This window comes from Duganella aceris, assembly GCF_011090165.1.
Taxonomy (GTDB): Bacteria; Pseudomonadota; Gammaproteobacteria; order Burkholderiales; family Burkholderiaceae_D; genus Rugamonas; species Rugamonas aceris.
In genome coordinates, this window is record NZ_JAADJT010000027.1 from 1 (window position 1) to 16,052 (window position 16,052).

Annotated in this window: 12 protein-coding genes; 2 read left to right on the forward strand and 10 right to left on the reverse strand. The window is 60.6% G+C overall.

Annotated features, from left to right (window positions below):
- From GW587_RS30680 to GW587_RS30715, 8 genes are all read right to left on the reverse strand, one after another.
- Window positions 1–249, reverse strand: a 249-nt coding sequence (locus GW587_RS30680; protein ID WP_207393713.1) for a transposase domain-containing protein, incomplete at its 3' end; no start/stop codon positions are given.
- Between the two features lie 115 nt (window positions 250–364).
- A complete protein-coding gene (locus GW587_RS30685; protein WP_166108706.1) occupies window positions 365–1,654 on the reverse strand; it encodes a sugar MFS transporter in 1,290 nt (429 codons plus the stop codon).
- Between the two features lie 20 nt (window positions 1,655–1,674).
- Window positions 1,675–4,200, reverse strand: a complete 2,526-nt coding sequence (locus tag GW587_RS30690) for a glycoside hydrolase family 3 protein (RefSeq protein ID WP_166108707.1) — start codon at window positions 4,198–4,200, stop codon at window positions 1,675–1,677.
- 27 nt (window positions 4,201–4,227) lie between these two features.
- Window positions 4,228–5,595 carry a GH1 family beta-glucosidase gene (locus GW587_RS30695; RefSeq protein ID WP_166108708.1) on the reverse strand — a complete coding sequence of 456 codons (1,368 nt, stop codon included), beginning with the start codon at window positions 5,593–5,595 and terminating at the stop codon, window positions 4,228–4,230.
- A gap of 1 nt (window position 5,596) precedes the next feature.
- On the reverse strand, window positions 5,597–6,892 hold the full coding sequence (locus GW587_RS30700) for a glycoside hydrolase family 5 protein (RefSeq protein WP_166108709.1): 1,296 nt from the start codon (window positions 6,890–6,892) through the stop codon (window positions 5,597–5,599).
- 164 nt (window positions 6,893–7,056) lie between these two features.
- Complete coding sequence (locus GW587_RS30705; protein ID WP_166108710.1) at window positions 7,057–8,322, reverse strand: ABC transporter substrate-binding protein; 1,266 nt, start codon at window positions 8,320–8,322, stop codon at window positions 7,057–7,059.
- Window positions 8,323–8,643: 321 nt separating this feature from the next.
- A complete protein-coding gene (locus tag GW587_RS30710) occupies window positions 8,644–9,195 on the reverse strand; it encodes an FxDxF family PEP-CTERM protein (protein ID WP_166108711.1) in 552 nt (183 codons plus the stop codon).
- 329 nt (window positions 9,196–9,524) lie between these two features.
- Window positions 9,525–10,385, reverse strand: a complete 861-nt coding sequence (locus GW587_RS30715) for an oxygenase MpaB family protein (RefSeq protein ID WP_166108712.1) — start codon at window positions 10,383–10,385, stop codon at window positions 9,525–9,527.
- A gap of 839 nt (window positions 10,386–11,224) precedes the next feature.
- Here GW587_RS30715 and GW587_RS30720 point away from each other — a divergent pair.
- The gene (locus GW587_RS30720; protein ID WP_166108713.1) at window positions 11,225–11,521 is read left to right on the forward strand and encodes a recombinase family protein; all 297 of its coding nucleotides are present in this window, start codon (window positions 11,225–11,227) and stop codon (window positions 11,519–11,521) included.
- A 94-nt stretch (window positions 11,522–11,615) separates the two neighbouring features.
- Here the strand turns inward: GW587_RS30720 and GW587_RS30725 are convergent, their stop codons facing one another.
- A complete protein-coding gene (locus GW587_RS30725; RefSeq protein WP_166108714.1) occupies window positions 11,616–12,875 on the reverse strand; it encodes a serine/threonine-protein kinase in 1,260 nt (419 codons plus the stop codon).
- 1,302 nt (window positions 12,876–14,177) lie between these two features.
- Here GW587_RS30725 and GW587_RS30730 point away from each other — a divergent pair.
- A complete protein-coding gene (locus tag GW587_RS30730; protein ID WP_166108715.1) occupies window positions 14,178–15,596 on the forward strand; it encodes a tyrosine-type recombinase/integrase in 1,419 nt (472 codons plus the stop codon).
- A 132-nt stretch (window positions 15,597–15,728) separates the two neighbouring features.
- Here GW587_RS30730 and GW587_RS31110 read toward each other — a convergent pair.
- A partial coding sequence (locus GW587_RS31110) for a hypothetical protein (protein ID WP_207393714.1) occupies window positions 15,729–16,052 on the reverse strand: 324 nt, incomplete at its 5' end.

Here is a 16,052-nt window from a genome sequence, read left to right on the forward strand (position 1 = left end):
CTGCTCTTTATCCGGCAATGCCAAGCCCAAATCATCCAGGACTTCACCAATCGACTTGTGCCGATAAAGCGCCAGCGCGACAACAAGCCACACAACTTGCTCCGCCGGCAGCCGACGGTGGCGAATGCTCACTGCATGCGTGCACACAACGGCTTCCTCAATCCACTCAAATGGCAAGTGTTGACCCAGTCGCCTCCAATCAGGAGACTCCAGACCGTTAGCGAGGAAATGGAGAGCGTCGTCGATCATCGCGACGCAGGTTAACAGCGATTGCCGATGTTTACAACCAATAAAATAAAAATGCCGTTCAGTCTTAACTGAACGGCATTACCCCGCAGGGAGCTTTTTCGTCGCAGCGGCGAGATTACTTTTCCGAGTACATGCCGGCGTATTTCAGGCCGAAGTACAGAATGAAGGTGTAGCACGCGGCCGGAATCAGGAACGACATCTGCACGCTGACCGTGTCGGCCAGCAGGCCTTGCGCGAACGGCACCAGCGCGCCGCCGACGATCGCCATGCACAGCACGCCCGAACCCTGGCCCGTCAGTGGACCCAGCTTGTTCAGCGCCATCGAGAAGATGGTCGGGAACATGATCGAGTTGAACAGGCCGACCGCCAGGATCGCCCACATCGCCAGATGGCCGCTGCCGAAGATCGCCAGCAGCACCAGCGCGATCACCGCCGCCGAATTGAACGCCAGCGCCTTGCCCGGGCTGACCTTGCGCATCACCGCGAAACCGATGAAGCGGCCCACCATCGCGCCGCCCCAGTAGTAGCTGACGAACGGCGCCGCGTCGGCCGGCGACAGGCCGGCCACGTGCGATTCGCCCAGGAAGTTGATCAGGAAACTGCCGATGCTGACTTCACCGCCGACATACAGGAAGATCGCGATCGCGCCCAGCACCAGGTGACGATGATGCAGCACGGCCGACCAGCCGGCGGTCTCGCCGCCAGGCTGCTCGGCGTCGACGATCTTCGGCAGGCGCGCGAACGCGAACAACACCGCCAGCGCCACCAGCGCGAACGCCAGCACCAGATACGGGCCCTGCACGCTGGCCGCTTCCTTGGCGTGGTAGGCCGCCTGCTCCGCCGCCGGCAGCAGCGCCAGGTCGGACGCGTTCAGCACCACGCCCGACAGGATCAGCATGCCGCCCAGCGCCGGCGCCACGGTGGTGCCCAGCGAGTTGAAGGCCTGGGTCAGCGTCAGGCGGCTCGACGCCGTCTGCGCATCGCCCAGCACCGTCACGTAGGGATTGGCCGCGACCTGCAGGATCGTGATCCCGCCCGCCAGCACGAAGAAGGCGATCAGGAACAGCGTGTAGCCGGTGGTGGCCGCCGGATAGAACAGCGCGCAACCGGCGGCGGCGATGGTCAGGCCGGCGACGGCGCCCTTCTGGTAGCCGATCTTCTTGATCAGCATACCGGCCGGCAGCGAGACGATGAAGTACGCGCCGAAGAAGCAGAACTGCACCAGCATCGCCTGCACATAAGTCAGCGTGTAGACCGCCTTCAGGTGCGGGATCAAGACGTCGTTCAGGGAGGTCAGCAAACCCCACATGAAGAACAGGATGGTGACGATGATCAGCGGGACGGTGTTGCCACCAGCCTGCGCCGGGCTGCCCGAAATCGGGGCAGCTTGGGAATAGTGTTCCATGCTTTTATTTTCTCCTGGTTTTATTTAAAGTCGCCGCATGCCAGCGCGTCCTTGTCCTTGGCGGCGCCGCCAACGAGCTGGATGTTGGCGAACGTCGCGGCGAACGGCGCATCGGCGGAGACGCTGAACGGCGTGCTGAGGGCGGTCAGCGGAAGACCTTTGGCGCTGAAGCACGACAGCGGGATCTTGATCGTCTGCTTGCCCTTGCCCACCAATCGCTGGAACACGACGCTGGCGTCGAGTTCCACGGTTTCCATGCCGACGCTGACCTTGCCCTGCGGCGCAGCCGACACAATAACATCAAATTGCAGCGCGCCGTCAGTGCTGGCGACCGCCGGCACACGCTGCGCCTGCGCCGCCGTCGCCGACAATTTGGCGGCGCCGGTCCAGGTCAGGCGCTTGGCGTCCTGCTGCGTGTTGATCTGCGCGGTCTCGACTTTGACGGTCGGCAGGTTGAACACCGCGTTCAAATCGGCGCCCAGCGCTACGTCCTTGCCGCCGCTGTTGACCGACAGCGCATAGGTCGAACGGTCGGACGGGTTATACACCGGCATCGACGTGGTGGTGCCGCAGCCGCCGGCCGGGACGCCCGCGTCCAGCGCCGGCACGTTGGCCTTGCTGGCGTAAGTCAGGCCGTAGCCGTACTTGAACAGCGGATCATACGCGGCGTCGCCGACGTTCAGCGGCGACTGGCAGGCCGACTTCGGCCAGGAGAACGACAACTTGCCGCGGAAGTCCGCATTGACCTTGCCGTCCGCCTTGCGGAAGAGGACATCGGACACGCCCTTGCCCTCGGTGCCCGGCAGCCATGCCGAGACGACGCTGTCCGACAGGTTGATGATGTCGTTGGCGTACAGCGGCCGGCCGGTCACCAGCACCGTCACCACCGGCTTGCCCTTGCCCGACACCGCCTTCAGCACCGCCAGGTCTTCCGGATGACGGCCCGACAGACGCAGCGTGCCGGATGGGCCGATGTCGCCGTCGCCTTCCGCATACGGCGTCTCGCCGATGACGGCGATCACCGCATCGAATTTACTCACATCGACGTCGGCGGCGTTCTCGCTGAAGCTGACGTTATCCTTGCCGACGGCGTCCTGGATGCCGGCCAGGATTGTGTCCCCTACCGTGTAGTCGCTATTCTTGTTGTCGGTGCCCTGCCAGGTCAGCGACCAGCCGCCCGACTGGTTCATCATGCTGTCGGCGCTCTTGCCGACCACCAGGATCTTCTTGCCGCGCGCCAGCGGCAGCACGCCGCCGTTGTTCTTCAACAGCACCAGCGACTCGCGCACCGCCTGGCGCGCCAGGTCGCGGTATACCAGCGCTTCCTGCTTGCCGGCGTAGGCGTTCTGCGACGGCTTCTTGCCGTCGAACAGACCGGCGCGCAACTTGACGCGCAGGATGCGGGTCACCGCGTCGTCGATGCGCGACATCGGGATCTCGCCCTTCTCCACCTGGGCGATGGTGTTGGCGATGAAGGACTTCCACTTCTCCGGCACCATCACCAGGTCGACGCCGGCGTTGATCGAGGCGGCGCAGCTGTCTTCGGCGCAGCCGGGGACTTCGGTGATCGCGTTCCAGTCGCTGACCACCAGGCCGTCGAAGCCCATCTTGGTTTTCAGGGCGTCGGTGAGCAGCTCTTTACTGCCGTGCATCTTGCCGTGGTTGGTGCCGCCCTTGACGTCGTTCCAGCTGTTGAAGGAGGCCATCACCGTCTGCACGCCCGCCTGCAGCGCCGGGTAGTAGCCTTGGGCGTGGATGTTGATCATCTCCGCCATGGTGGACTGGTTCTCGCCGCGATCCTTGCCTTCGGCCGTGCCGCCGTCGCCGACGAAGTGCTTGGCGGTGGCGACCACGGTGCTGTCGTCCTTCAGATTGCCCTGCAGGCCCTTGACGTAGACGCCGGCGTACGCCTTGACGATGGCGGGATCTTCCGAGAAGCTTTCGTAGGTGCGGCCCCAGCGATCGTCGCGCACCACCGCCAGCGTCGGCGCGAACACCCAGTCGATGCCGGTGGCGCGCACCGCCTTGGCGACCGACTTGGCCATTTCGCCGATCAGCTTCGGATCGTTGGCCGCACCCAGGCCGATGTTATGCGGGAACAGCGTGGCGCCGTACATATTGGAGTTGCCGTGCATGGCGTCGATGCCCCAGATGACCGGGATCTGCACTTTCATGTCGGTGTTCATCGACGCGTCGTAATAGGCGTCGGCCAGCTTGACCCAATCGGCGGCCGACGCGTGCTTGTTCCCGTTCGGCCAGCTGCCGCCGCCGTTCAGCACGGAGCCGATGTAGTATTTGCGGATGTCTTCCGGCGTGCTGAATTTGATTTCCGGCTGCGTCATCTGGCCGACCTTCTGCGCCAGCGTCATGCCGGCCACGATCTGCTTGATGCGCGCTTCCATCGCCTTGTCCTGCTTGACGGCGCTGGTGATGTGCGGCCAGTCGGCCAGCGGCTTGGCGGCCGGCGCGGCGATGACGTTCGCGCCGATGGCCAGGGTGGCGGCCAGCACGGCGCGGCGCAGAATGTGGTTGTGGGTGGTTTTCATTCAGTCTCCGTTCTTGATTCTTGATTATTAGATTGCGCCACGCACGAAGGCGCTGTACCACTGGCCGCTCTGTTTGAGGATGCGGCGTTGCGTCGGGTAGTCGATGTAGGTCAGGCCGAAGCGGCGCAGATAGCCCTCCGCCCATTCGAAGTTATCCAACAGGCTCCAGGCGAAGTAACCCTTGATATTGCCGCCGGCCGCGATGGCGTCGCGCATCGCAGCCAGATGGCGGATCAGGTAGTCGCGGCGCGCGGTGTCGTTGACGGCGCCGTCGGCGTCGAGGTGATCGTCATAGGACGAGCCGTTCTCGGTCACGTACAAATCGCCGGTCGGATAGTCGCGCGCCACACGCGCCAGCAACTCCACCAATCCCTCCGGCGACACCTCCCAACCGAAGTCGGTGCGCTGGCGGTCCTGCGGATAGACGATGCGGGTGCGCAGCGGATACTCCTCCGGCGCATCGATGACCTCTTCCGGGAAGTAGTAGTTCACGCCGAGGAAATCGCACGGCACCGCGATGGCTTCCATGTCGCCCGCTTCCACTTTCGGCGCGTCCTCGCCGACCAGTTGCAGCGCCAGCTCCGGATAGCCGCGTCCATACAAGGTATCGAGGAACCAGCGGTTGCGCAGCACGTCGTGGCGCACCACCGCTTCCTTGTCGGCCACGCTGTCGCTGGCCGCCTTGACCGGATGCAGGCTCAAGGCGATGCCGACCTTCGCGCCCGGCACATTGGCGCGGATCAGCGGCACCGCGCGGCCGTGCGACACCAGCACGTTGTGGCAGACCTGCAGCGCCAGCGGCAGGCTCTTGTTGCCCGGCGCGTGCATGCCGTCCCAGTTGCCGTGCATCGCCGTGCACCACGGCTCGTTGTGGGTGATCCAGTGCTTGATGCGATCGCCCAGGTGTTTGGTCATCACATCGACGTAATGCAGGTAGGCGTCGATGGTGGCGCGATTGGCCCAGCCGCCCTGGTCTTCCAGATACTGCGGCAGATCCCAGTGGTACAGCGTGCACCACGGTTGCAGGCCGCGCGCCAGCATGCCATCGACCAGCTTCGAATAGAACGCCAGTCCCTTCGCGTTCGGCTCGGCGTCCACGCCGTTGAAGATGCGGGTCCATGCGATCGAGAAGCGGTAGGCGTTCATGCCCATGGCCTGGGCCAGGTCCAGGTCCTCCTCCCAGCGGTGATAGTGGTCGCAGGCGACGGCGCCGGTGGAGCCGTCGCGGATCTTGCCGGGGGTGGCGCTGAAGGTGTCCCAGATCGACGGCACGCGGCCATCGACGGCGGCCGCGCCTTCGATCTGATAGGCCGAGGTGGAGACACCCCACAGGAAGTCGCCGGCAAAGTCGGAGCGCTTGATCGCCGTAGGCAGGTCGGTAGGAATCATGGTCATATTATTTAGCGAAGGGGGTAGGCGGTACTGGGGCGTTCATCCACTTGATGGCGGTTTGCTGCGGTTGATACGGCACGCTGCCGAACAGGCGGAATAGTTTTTCGATGTCGGCCAGCGAGGCCTTGTTGAAATCGAGTTTGGGAATGGTGGCGCCGGGCGCGTTGGTCACCAAGCCCCAGGTGCCCGTGCCCTGGCCGCCCTGGTTGCTGACCAGCTTATAGGCCCAAGCCGTCGTGGCCCAGCCGTTGGCGACGTAGGTGTCGTAGGTGACGCGCGTGACCTGGCCGCCCAGCTCCGGCCCCAGGAAGGCCCACGGCTGGAACTCGCCGACGAAAAAGGCGGTGTCCAGGCCATCGAGCTTGGTCTTCCATTTGCAGACATTGTCGCCGCTGCCCGCGCCGCTGGCCGAACAGGTCAGCCAGTCGCGGTGCACGTCGACGCCCGGCTTGCCCCAGCCGAAGTGGCCCGGATACGGATGCATCTCGAAGGCGACGTTCTTCATGCCGTGCTCGGACGGCTTGCCGTAGGCGTCGATACCTTTGCTGTGGCCCGGCAGGATGATGACGTGGTTCTGGTCGACGGCGCGGATTTCCTGGTACAGCGTGCCCATGACCACGGCCAGGTTTTCCGGCGTGGTGCCCCACGGCTCATTCAGGATGCTGTAACCGGCGACGGCGCCGCGATCCTTGTAGCGCGCGGCGATCTGCCGCCATAGCCAGATGGTGCGCTGCTGGTATTCCGGCGTGTCCCAGTATTTGTTCTTGCCGGCGCAGCCGCTGTGATGCTCCCAGCCCTGACTGCCGACGGCGCCGTGCAGATCGAGGATCACATAGATGCCGCGCTTCTCGGCTTCGTCGATGGCGTTGTCCAGATACTTCCAGGCGTCGGCGCGCAGGTGGCGCGGATTCTTTTCGTCTTCGACCACGCTGTAGATGAACGGCAGGCGCACCAGGTTCAGGTTCAGCTTGGGCAGCATGTCCCAGTCGCGCGGCTTGATCCAGTTGTCGCGATACAGCGCGTACAGGCGCTCGCGTTCCGCGTAGCCGAAGCGTTTGTCCAGCACGGCCTCCAGCTTGCACTGGTCGTCGATACCGGCGCTGCCCTGCCCCATCATCCAGAATTCCTGGATCAGGTAATTGCCCAGATTGACGCCGCGCAGCGCCGGCTGCGCACCGTCGGCCGCCAGCCACCTGGTGCCTTCGGTATGCAGCATCGGCAACGCCGTCTGTGCCTGGACGGCCCCCGCCAGCAGCATCGCGGCGAAGCTGGCGCATCCGAACAATTTTCTTGTAAGCATCCCGTCTCCGTTTATGGAATCGTTTCCAATATACTACAAAAAAAGAGCATGCAAGCTGCGCATACCCTGTTTTTTACGCCGATTTACCCCGCCGGCGGTGGCGCAAGCGACACCCGAAGCGTCCAACTCCGACATGAAGCCGGTGATGCGCGGCCGGCGATCATTCAGTCCTGCAAGGCCGACGCGATGCTTTTCTGCGCTTTCTCCACCGGCATGCGGGTATTCCAGAACGTGGTCAGCACATCCTGCAAGGCACCGTTCTGGTCCGGCGTCAGGAACACTTCGATCATGCCGACCGCGCGCGTCTTGTCCTTCATGATCGCCATGCCGGCCTGCGCGCACAAGTCCATCGTCGACGCATCGACGTTGCTGAGGATGGGCAGCGCGCCCTTGAGCTTGTTGAACTCCAGCTGCGCGGTCGGCGCCAGCATGGTGGTGGCCAGCAGCTTTTGCGCGCGCACCGCGTCCGGGTTGTTCGTTTTCGGGAACACGAAGGCGTCGCCCTGGATCAGATAAGGCACGTTCGGACCGAGGCCGGCGATGCAGCCGAAGTCCTTGCCGGCCGACTGCTTGGCGGCGGCAAACTCGCCCTTGGCCCAGTCGCCCATGATCTGCACCCCGGCGCGGCCGTTGATCAGCATTGCGGTGGCATCGTTCCAGTTGCGGTTGGGCGAGCCGGCGTCGACGTAGGTCTGCAGGCGCTTGAAGGCCAGCAGCACTTTCTTGAACGCCTCGGAATTGATCGCCTTGGGCGAACGGTCGCGCAACACTTGCAGATACAGCTCCTTGCCGCCGACGTTGGCCAGCATGGCCTGGAACAGGATGTTCTCCTGCCATGGCTGGCCGCCGTGCGCCAGGCCGACCAGGCCGGCCGCCTTCAGCTTGTCCAGCGCCGCGAACAGTTCGTCCGGCGTGGCCGGCTCCTTGACGATGCCGGCTTTCTTGAACGCCGCCTTCGAGTACCAGATCCAGGTCGACATGTGGATGTCGACCGGCACGGCGTAGAAGTGGCCCTTGACCTTGATGACGTCCAGGATAGGCGCCGGCATCAGCTGGTCCCAACGGTCGCGGATGGCGATGTCGTCGACGTTGTTGAGCGAGCCTTGGTCGATCAGGTCGCGGAATTGTTTGGTGGTGTTGAACTGGGCGGCGGTCGGCGCATTGCCGCCGACGATGCGGTTGATGGCGACCGCCTTGGCCTGGTCGGCGCCGGCGATCGCGGTATCGCCCCAGACGCCGCCGGCGGCGCGGTAGGCCTCGGCGAACTTGCGCACGGCGGCCGATTCGCTGCTGGAGGTCCACCAGTGCATCACCTCGGCCTTGGGCGCGGTGGCCACGGCGGCCGCCTCGCTGTGCCCCGCCACGGCGAACGCGGCTGTCGCCAGCAAGGTCCACGCGATCCGCGCGGCGCCGCTACTTTGCTTGTACATCCAGTCTCCTTGCGCGCCGATGTGCCCCGGCGCTTGCATATATGGTGGTGCTTGATCTTACCGTGTTCTCATGCGTTTTGACATCCTGTCGCGCCCTGTTGGGCCAAGCCCGGCAAAAAAGCCGGCGCCGCCCAAGGCGCCGGCAACTTCGCGGGGCGAAGAGACGTGAGGTGAGCGACAGCCGGATTGGAAACGTTACCAATCCTTGCTGCGAATATAGCATTCATTGATTTGGAGTGCAACGGGAAAAGTTTGCCGCAGTCGGCGGCACAGATACCGCGCCTGCATGCTCTCAGGCGCGGAATCGGCAACGACGCTAGATTAGCCGAGTTTTTTTGCTTTTTGATTGCGACGACGACCAGCGAAGCCGATCAGACCCAGACCCACCGCCAGCATGGCATAGGTTTCCGGCTCTGGAACCGGAGTGATGTTCAAGGTGCCGGCGTACGACGTGGCCGCAGTCGACAGCAACGAACCGGTGACCAGCACGTAGTAGTTACCGGCGCCGAAAGCACCGGTACTGGCGGCCGACCATACATCAGCCGCGCCCGTCGCCAATTGATCGCCGATCAATGCGAAGCCAGCCGAGTTATACACCTGGAAATTGCTGATGGAAATCGCATCGTGCAGCGCAGGATTGGTGAACGCCGAAACGATGGCACCCAGCGTTACGTCGCCAACCGTCGAGAAGTTGTAACGGTCGACAAAGGTGTCGCCTACCGCCGCCACATCGAAGTCGTGACCAAAGAACTTGGTGCCGGAAACCAGCGACAGCGTTTCGACTTTGCTCACGTCCGCCGCGCTGGCCACACCCGACGCCAGCGCCACTACCGCCAGCGCACTTGCTGCTACCAAAGATTTAATTCGAATCATATTACCCCCTTAAGGATCGTTGAAGCCGCATGACGGCCGCGATTCACAGTAACCGCTATCAAATCGTAGCATGGTAAAAATGCACACATTATCGCTAAAGCACGAAATTGTTGCACTGCAAAAACAATGTCGGCGGTCAATATATGTTTGCTAGTCGCGCTAAGTCCTTGCTGCCATAGGGGAAACAGTCACTCAGCTGTAAAAAACTGGCCTGAGTAAGGGAAACATAGGATTAGTCCTACAATTAGACGAGAAAAATACGCGGGATCCTACGCAGCCTTTGGGCCGGAAAAATGCTTTTCAGCGACCCGCTCGTTTCTTGCAGTGCATCATTTCTTGCGGTCGAAAGTCGCCAGTCGACGCGCGGCCTGTGCCGGCGGCGCATCGTGCAGCGGCAACAGCGCCGCAGCCCGCGCCAGTGCGCGCACCAGCGCCGCCTCACCGAAGCGCAGGCCGCGACCGCGCAACTGCGGCAGCGAGCGCACCGGCTCGGGCGTGATCTGCACCGCGGCGCGCACCAGCAATCGCTGCAGCCAGCGCATTGGCGCCGGAAGGATCGGCGCCTCCGCCATGATCCGCATGAAGTCGGCGAGAATGTCCGAACCCTCAAGCCCGGGCGCGGTCTTGGCCAGCAACGCCTCCCACGCCGCCCACGAGCGCGGCGCGCCGGTGGCGCCATACAGCACGGCGGAAGCCTCGGTTTCGGCGAACGCGACATCCTTCTCGGCCGCCGACAAGGACTGGACGTAATGGTGATAGGCCTCGGTGAATCCAAAGCCGGCGGTCGCATGCACCCAGTCCAGCAGGCGCGGATCGTTGGCGCGGTAGGCGACGCCATCGGGCGTGGTGCCCTCGACATGGCCATGGACCCGCACCACGCGCGCGATCAGCTGCTCCGCCGCCGAGCGCGGGCCGTAGACGGTCATCATCGCCGCGAAACCGGTGCGCCGCAGCCGCGTGCCGGGATCGCGCTCGAAGCTGCTGTGATCCCACACGCCGGACCGCACCGACGGCTCCGCCAGCTCAAGCAACACCGCCGTCACGCCGCCGACGAACAGCGAGACCGGATTGGCGAACACCCGCCAGGAAATGCCATCCGGCGGCGCCAGCGCGGCTTCTCCCGCCGGCTGGCTGAAGTCGAACGCCATCCCGGCCGGGGGGCGCATCAAATCCCTGATCACGTTCAGCATCGGCGTACTTTCTGGATAATCTATTGAGGAAGGTCGGGATGATCAGGCCGGAAACAAGAGTAAAAGCGACAACGGCTTTCTTCCTGTTCCGTGACTGTCATCAAGCCCATCGGTGCCCAATGACGAATATTATTACCTGACATTCCCAGTAGCCAGCACCTGATACTCAACAAGCGAATCGGCGAAGGACGTCTCCTGGCCGATTGACATCGATGACGGGTCGGCGGTTGGAACGGCGGCTTCGCGTCCGGTGACGGTAGTGCGCTGGCGCCAGGCGAATATTCGAACGCCACCAGTCAATTTAACGCCCCTTCAGGGCGTCCATATTTGAATTTTTCCTTCTCGGGCGGCCTCAGTCCCAGCAACACCCCCAAGGGCTCGTTCCACATCTATGAGTTGACCAGAAGTGAGAACGGCTTGCCAACAAGCTTCGCAGTCACGTTCAGCCTTCACTCCATCTACGGGCCCGCGATGCTGACAGGTGCGCTGTGGCCGAACTCGTCAGTTCCCTTCCCCGTTGCGGTTCCGGAACCCTCCACTTACCATGTTCGGACTTGGACTAGGATTGCTGGGACTGGTCCATCGCAGGTGCGGAGCGGCGTGAATCCCCCCCTGAAGGCAACAGAATAGCCTGCGCGTAATGTGATGTTTGTAGATCGCGCCTTGTCTCTTCGATATATTCGATGGTCGACTAGCGCCCCCGCTGTGAGTCGATGTTACGCCCGCAATACACGCTGAGCGGGTGGCTCACCAAGTAGAAAGCGCTACCCCTCCGCCAAGTGGCGACCTAGCCACGCTCGGCGCACTTTGAACGCTGGAATGCGATAACTCGAGAGACAATGCAAGAACACTACGCAGCTGAACGAAGCTTGGCTTGCGCAGCAGGGAAGCTCATACTGGCCATGCTGGCTTCCGTAGCTGAGATGGAGCGTGATCTTATAGTGGAGCGCACTCAGGCAGGGTTGGCGCGAGCGAAAGCCGAAGGTAAGACACTCGGCAGGCCGGCCAAAACGACGCCCGAGCAACGCGCTGCGACGATTGAGGGGTACGCGGCCAAGGAGAGCGTGAGCGCCTTGGGGCGGCGATACGGTGTGTCGAGGGCAACCGTTTTGACCGTGGTCAAGCCGGCGACGTAGCAGCAGATTGCTGCCACGGTGGATCTACGAAAACAGGGCGGTTCCGCGAGTGCCCACTGGCAGATACCATGAGAATATGAACTTTAATATCTATTCAGAATTTGAGGCTACTCACAACCTTAAGCCTTTCCTCGTCCCTCAGACGTTGACGTCGAAGCTCTTCAAGTTCTCGACGTGCGGCATCTTCTCGCTGGCGAATGATGCGACTTCGGTACACCTGAGTAGCAATCGGTAGCCAAGTTTTGAAGTAATTGATAGCTTCTTGAGCCGAATTTGCTGCTATGCCAACTGTGGCAACATTCGCAGAAAGATTGAAATGTTCAGGGCCGGCCCCCATCAGCGAGGAATAGTTACCCATATTGTTCAAGGCAGAAATCCATTCGCCATTAACCGGTCGACTTAGGGTGAGCCGCAAAACATTGTCGCTCCAATCTGCGTCGACAATTCGTACCGGATCGGTGACCAACGGATCGTCCACTTCGTCGTCTGGCACGACGTTCCCGGAATTGACGGACAACCTCTGGCGGAGCATCGACTGTTCGTGATCGAGTCGTAATCGATGCTTGATTGCCTCGACACTTGGCAAGCGGGCCTGCGGATTCTGCTGTGTCATCGCATCGACGATTGGATCTAAATATGCGAATTCTGGGTGGACATCGCCGATCCGCTTGAAGCCTGCACCGTGCGGCACATCGCCGGTGAACATCTCATTCAGAATCAGACCGAGGGCGAAGATGTCCGCAGATTCGCCGGCCCGTGCGCCGGGCCGCCGCTGTTCTGGAGCCGCGTACACGAAATTAGCAAGCCGTGTGCTAACGCTCGTTTCGACCATTGTCTCCCGATTGTCTAGGGTAAAGCTGGCTACCCCGAAGTCAGCTACGGCAAGAAACAGGTTCTGCCCCAAGCGTCGGAACAGCACATTTTCGGGTTTTATGTCACGGTGCACGGCGCCCAGCAAGTGGGCTGCCTCGACGCCATTGAGCAATTGACTGAAAAGGTCTATGACGGCATTTGCCGCGATGCCTTCCTTGATCAGATCTCTGAGACTGCCCTCGTAGCGCGGCATTACGTAAAAGGGACCCGTTGCGCCACTTGTCGCGGACACACCGTGATCTAAAACCTGAACAAGATACTTATTTGTTACTTTGCGAAGGAAAGCAATCTCGTTTTTGAAGCGCTTACGCTTATCCTTCGAGGCCGAATCCGCATTGAGGAGTTTGATGGCTACGGGAACCCCATCGTCGTCTTGTGCAGCATAAACTCGTCCCGCGCCGCCTTGGCCGATCAAAGCAGTCGCTGTGAAACTACCGAAAGTTGTTTCGAACTCAATGGATTTCTTAAGTGAAGTTTGCATTTCGTCAGCAAAGGAGAATGGGAACTTTGATTGTAGCAAAGTGCCAACATCAGCCGCTGTTATTTGTGGTTAATCTAAGTTGGTTTTGTCACACTGAGTGTCGGACAATACAGTATGTAGTCGACGCAGCGCCAATTCATTCAATGGATGATGACGTCGGTTTACAAATACCCCAGCAATTCTGTACTTCGCTTTTGCCCACTTGCTTACCTGTTTCTATCCGAATTTGAAGGGAATCGCCCTTCTCCATTGCCACGAAATGGGCGAAATCTCAATTACGTACACCGATTCGCACAGAAATTTAGAGACATCGCCGGCAAACCCGCATGAATCCTCGATCCGCGATACCAAATCTAGGTACGCGAACGTGAATGGAGCGGACAGGAACTTTAGGCGGGACCGGACGCCAAGGTTTTGCGGATATCAGCAACTGCCTAGGAAAGTCGGCCGCCCACTCTACTTGGGCGCAGTGGAACATGCCCAAATCATGTCCGGCCCCGCAATGTTTGCGGCGCCCAATTCAACCAACGCGTTGCAGTGACCGTGTTGAAATGGGATCGGTATTCCAGATCCACCTCCGGCTGCGCCGCTTGATCTGATGGGACAGGCTTCGCAGCGCAGTGTTGCGCCATCATGCAAGCGGCTCCAGCATCAAGGCGTAGCATACGCGCCTCAGCGCTCGAATGGCTTCCGAATGTGCCACAAAGTGCCAGCGCTGCTGTTTCAAGCGCTGATGCCGCTATATCGGCCGAGGTTGGCGGCGTAGGTAGCCCATGGGTGCCACATGCCGACGGCTTCGCTGGCAGCACCATTGACTCAATCGCCGTGGCGGTGTAACCAGTCCACTATCATATGCAAAAGCCGCCCGCGCCACTAAGTTCGTAGGCCGGTAAGGCGTATCGGGATAAAGCTCGCAGATCGTTGCGCATTGTTGGCTTTCATCGTGGACTGGCGGTACAGTAAGGCCCCCCCGAGGGTAAACTGGACATAACCCGGACACAAAACAATCAAAACGAAAAAGGCCAATCCGAAGATTGGCCTTTTTCGTTGAATCCATTGGTCGGGGCGAGAGGATTCGAACCTCCGACCCCGTGCACCCCATTTGCCCAAAGTCACTTTTCCTTGATGTCCATCAACGTCCACTGTTGACCAGTATCGTTGAAAATCAACGGCTTGAAGTTAGCATTTTATCCACAGTCATCCGCACTCATCCAGGCCTAGCTTTCGCCGTGTTGGGGTAAAAGTTGGGGTACGTTTCCGCGATATGCGACCCCTTATACAGGTGACTTTCCGGAACATAAGATGCCAAAACTCACGCATAAATACTTGCTTGCGATCACGTTTCAGCAAGCCGGACAGTTGGTCCGCGATGAAGGCGGCTTGTTCGGCCGCGTCCGTCTGAAGGTGGATGGGACTGTCTCTATCCCCTTCTATTACCGCTATCGCTACGGCGGCAAATTGCACGACATCTCGTGCGGCACCTGGCCAGTCGATAGCCTGGCGCAGATCCGTGCCAAACGGGACGAGGCGCGCGGCGCTACCGCCGCCGGCATCGACCCGGCGACGCGCAAGAAGGTCAACCGGATCGAGATGCAGGAAGCGATGTTGAGCAAGATTGCTCAGACCAACGCGCAGCGCGAAGCCCAACTCACCGTTGCGGACCTGTTCGACTTATGGATCGTCAACGGCGTGAAACGCAAGGATGGCAACGCGGATTTGAAGCGGCGCTTCACTGCGGACGTCCTGCCGTCGATTGGCGGCGTGGCGATCAGTGAGCTGTCCGAACACGATCTGCGGGAAGTCTTACGGACACTGGTGATGCGCGATGCAAACCGCAGCGCCGTGATGATGCTGCATAGCCTGAAGCAGATGCTGGGCTGGGCGCAGAAGCGCCAACCATGGCGACGCCTGCTGTCGGAAGGGAATCCCGTCGACTTGATCGACATACGAACGATTGTCAGTGCCGCCTACGACATGAACAAGGTCCGAGAGCGTGTGCTGTCCGCCGCCGAAATCCGCGAGCTGCAAGATATCTTTAAGCGCATGCGCGTGGAGTATGCGACCGCGCCTGACCGGCGCGTGGCGGCTCAGCCGCTTGAGATTGCGACAGAGTGCGCGATCTGGATCATGCTGGGGACCATGTGCCGGGTCGGCGAGCTCTCCATGGCGCGCTGGGAGCACGTCGACTTTGACCTGGCGGAATGGTTTATACCAAGGGAAAACGTCAAGGACCGGGTTGGCAATCAGACTGTTCACCTGTCCGCTTTCGTGATGACGCAATTCCGTCGGCTGCATGAATGCACGAGTGAGTCAGTCTGGTGTTTTCCGAGCCGTGATGACACAAAGCATATAAACGCCAGAGTCATCACCAAGCAAATCAGCGACCGACAGACGTCGCTCAAACATGGCCGCGATGGCGGACCACGCGCCGTGATGACGCATCGCTGTCAAGACGATCGCTTGGTGCTCCAAAGCGGAAAAAACGGCGCATGGACCGCGCACGACCTACGCAGGACGGGCGCCACGCTGATGCAAAGCCTCGGAGTCACACTGGATGTCATCGACCGCTGCCAGAATCATGTACTTGCAGGCAGCAAGGTGAGGCGACATTACCTGCACTACGACTACAGTAGAGAGAAAATGGAAGCGTGGACATTGCTAGGTAAGAGGTTTCAGGAAATACTTGACCACCAAAAAAGCGAAGAGCCTGATGCCGTATGAAATCGGCCAGCTCAGCTTTATGGCTGGTAACAGCAAGATAGATTCTGGCTCAGACAGGCGGCTGACGCCCCAACTCGGACCTTCGCATTTATTTTTAGATTTACCACCACCGAAATCCGGAAATTGCTGCCGCTATTCGCCGTATGCAGCAAAAAATTCATACTTCCCAATGTCGTATTCTGGTTTGAATTTATCATGGAAGAATGGTGCTTCCATCGTTACCTCGCACGGCGTGGCGGCATTGCAAATTATAATTTCCTCGCCAGCTGAATTGGATATTCTTATGCCACTCTCAGCCTGAAAATAGGCATCTTCACGAACAATAAGCTTCTCTGAGGTAGCCTGAGACTTACGGACACTTCCATTTGATAAACTTGTCAAAGGGAGTGAAAACATGAAATCAACAACATACACGCCGGAGTTCCGGGCCGAGGCGGTCAAACTGGTGCTGGCGCA

What these genes read in the sequence shown, in the direction of transcription:
- GW587_RS30685 (WP_166108706.1), bottom strand. Translation starts at nt 1,654, where the DNA reads ATGGAACACTATTCCCAAGCTGCCCCGATTTCGGGCAGCCCGGCGCAG.
- GW587_RS30690 (WP_166108707.1), bottom strand. Translation starts at nt 4,200, where the DNA reads ATGAAAACCACCCACAACCACATTCTGCGCCGCGCCGTGCTGGCCGCC.
- GW587_RS30695 (WP_166108708.1), bottom strand. Translation starts at nt 5,595, where the DNA reads ATGACCATGATTCCTACCGACCTGCCTACGGCGATCAAGCGCTCCGAC.
- GW587_RS30700 (WP_166108709.1), bottom strand. Translation starts at nt 6,892, where the DNA reads ATGCTTACAAGAAAATTGTTCGGATGCGCCAGCTTCGCCGCGATGCTG.
- GW587_RS30705 (WP_166108710.1), bottom strand. Translation starts at nt 8,322, where the DNA reads ATGTACAAGCAAAGTAGCGGCGCCGCGCGGATCGCGTGGACCTTGCTG.
- GW587_RS30710 (WP_166108711.1), bottom strand. Translation starts at nt 9,195, where the DNA reads ATGATTCGAATTAAATCTTTGGTAGCAGCAAGTGCGCTGGCGGTAGTG.
- GW587_RS30715 (WP_166108712.1), bottom strand. Translation starts at nt 10,385, where the DNA reads ATGCTGAACGTGATCAGGGATTTGATGCGCCCCCCGGCCGGGATGGCG.
- GW587_RS30720 (WP_166108713.1), top strand. Translation starts at nt 11,225, where the DNA reads ATGCAAGAACACTACGCAGCTGAACGAAGCTTGGCTTGCGCAGCAGGG.
- GW587_RS30725 (WP_166108714.1), bottom strand. Translation starts at nt 12,875, where the DNA reads ATGCAAACTTCACTTAAGAAATCCATTGAGTTCGAAACAACTTTCGGT.
- GW587_RS30730 (WP_166108715.1), top strand. Translation starts at nt 14,178, where the DNA reads ATGCCAAAACTCACGCATAAATACTTGCTTGCGATCACGTTTCAGCAA.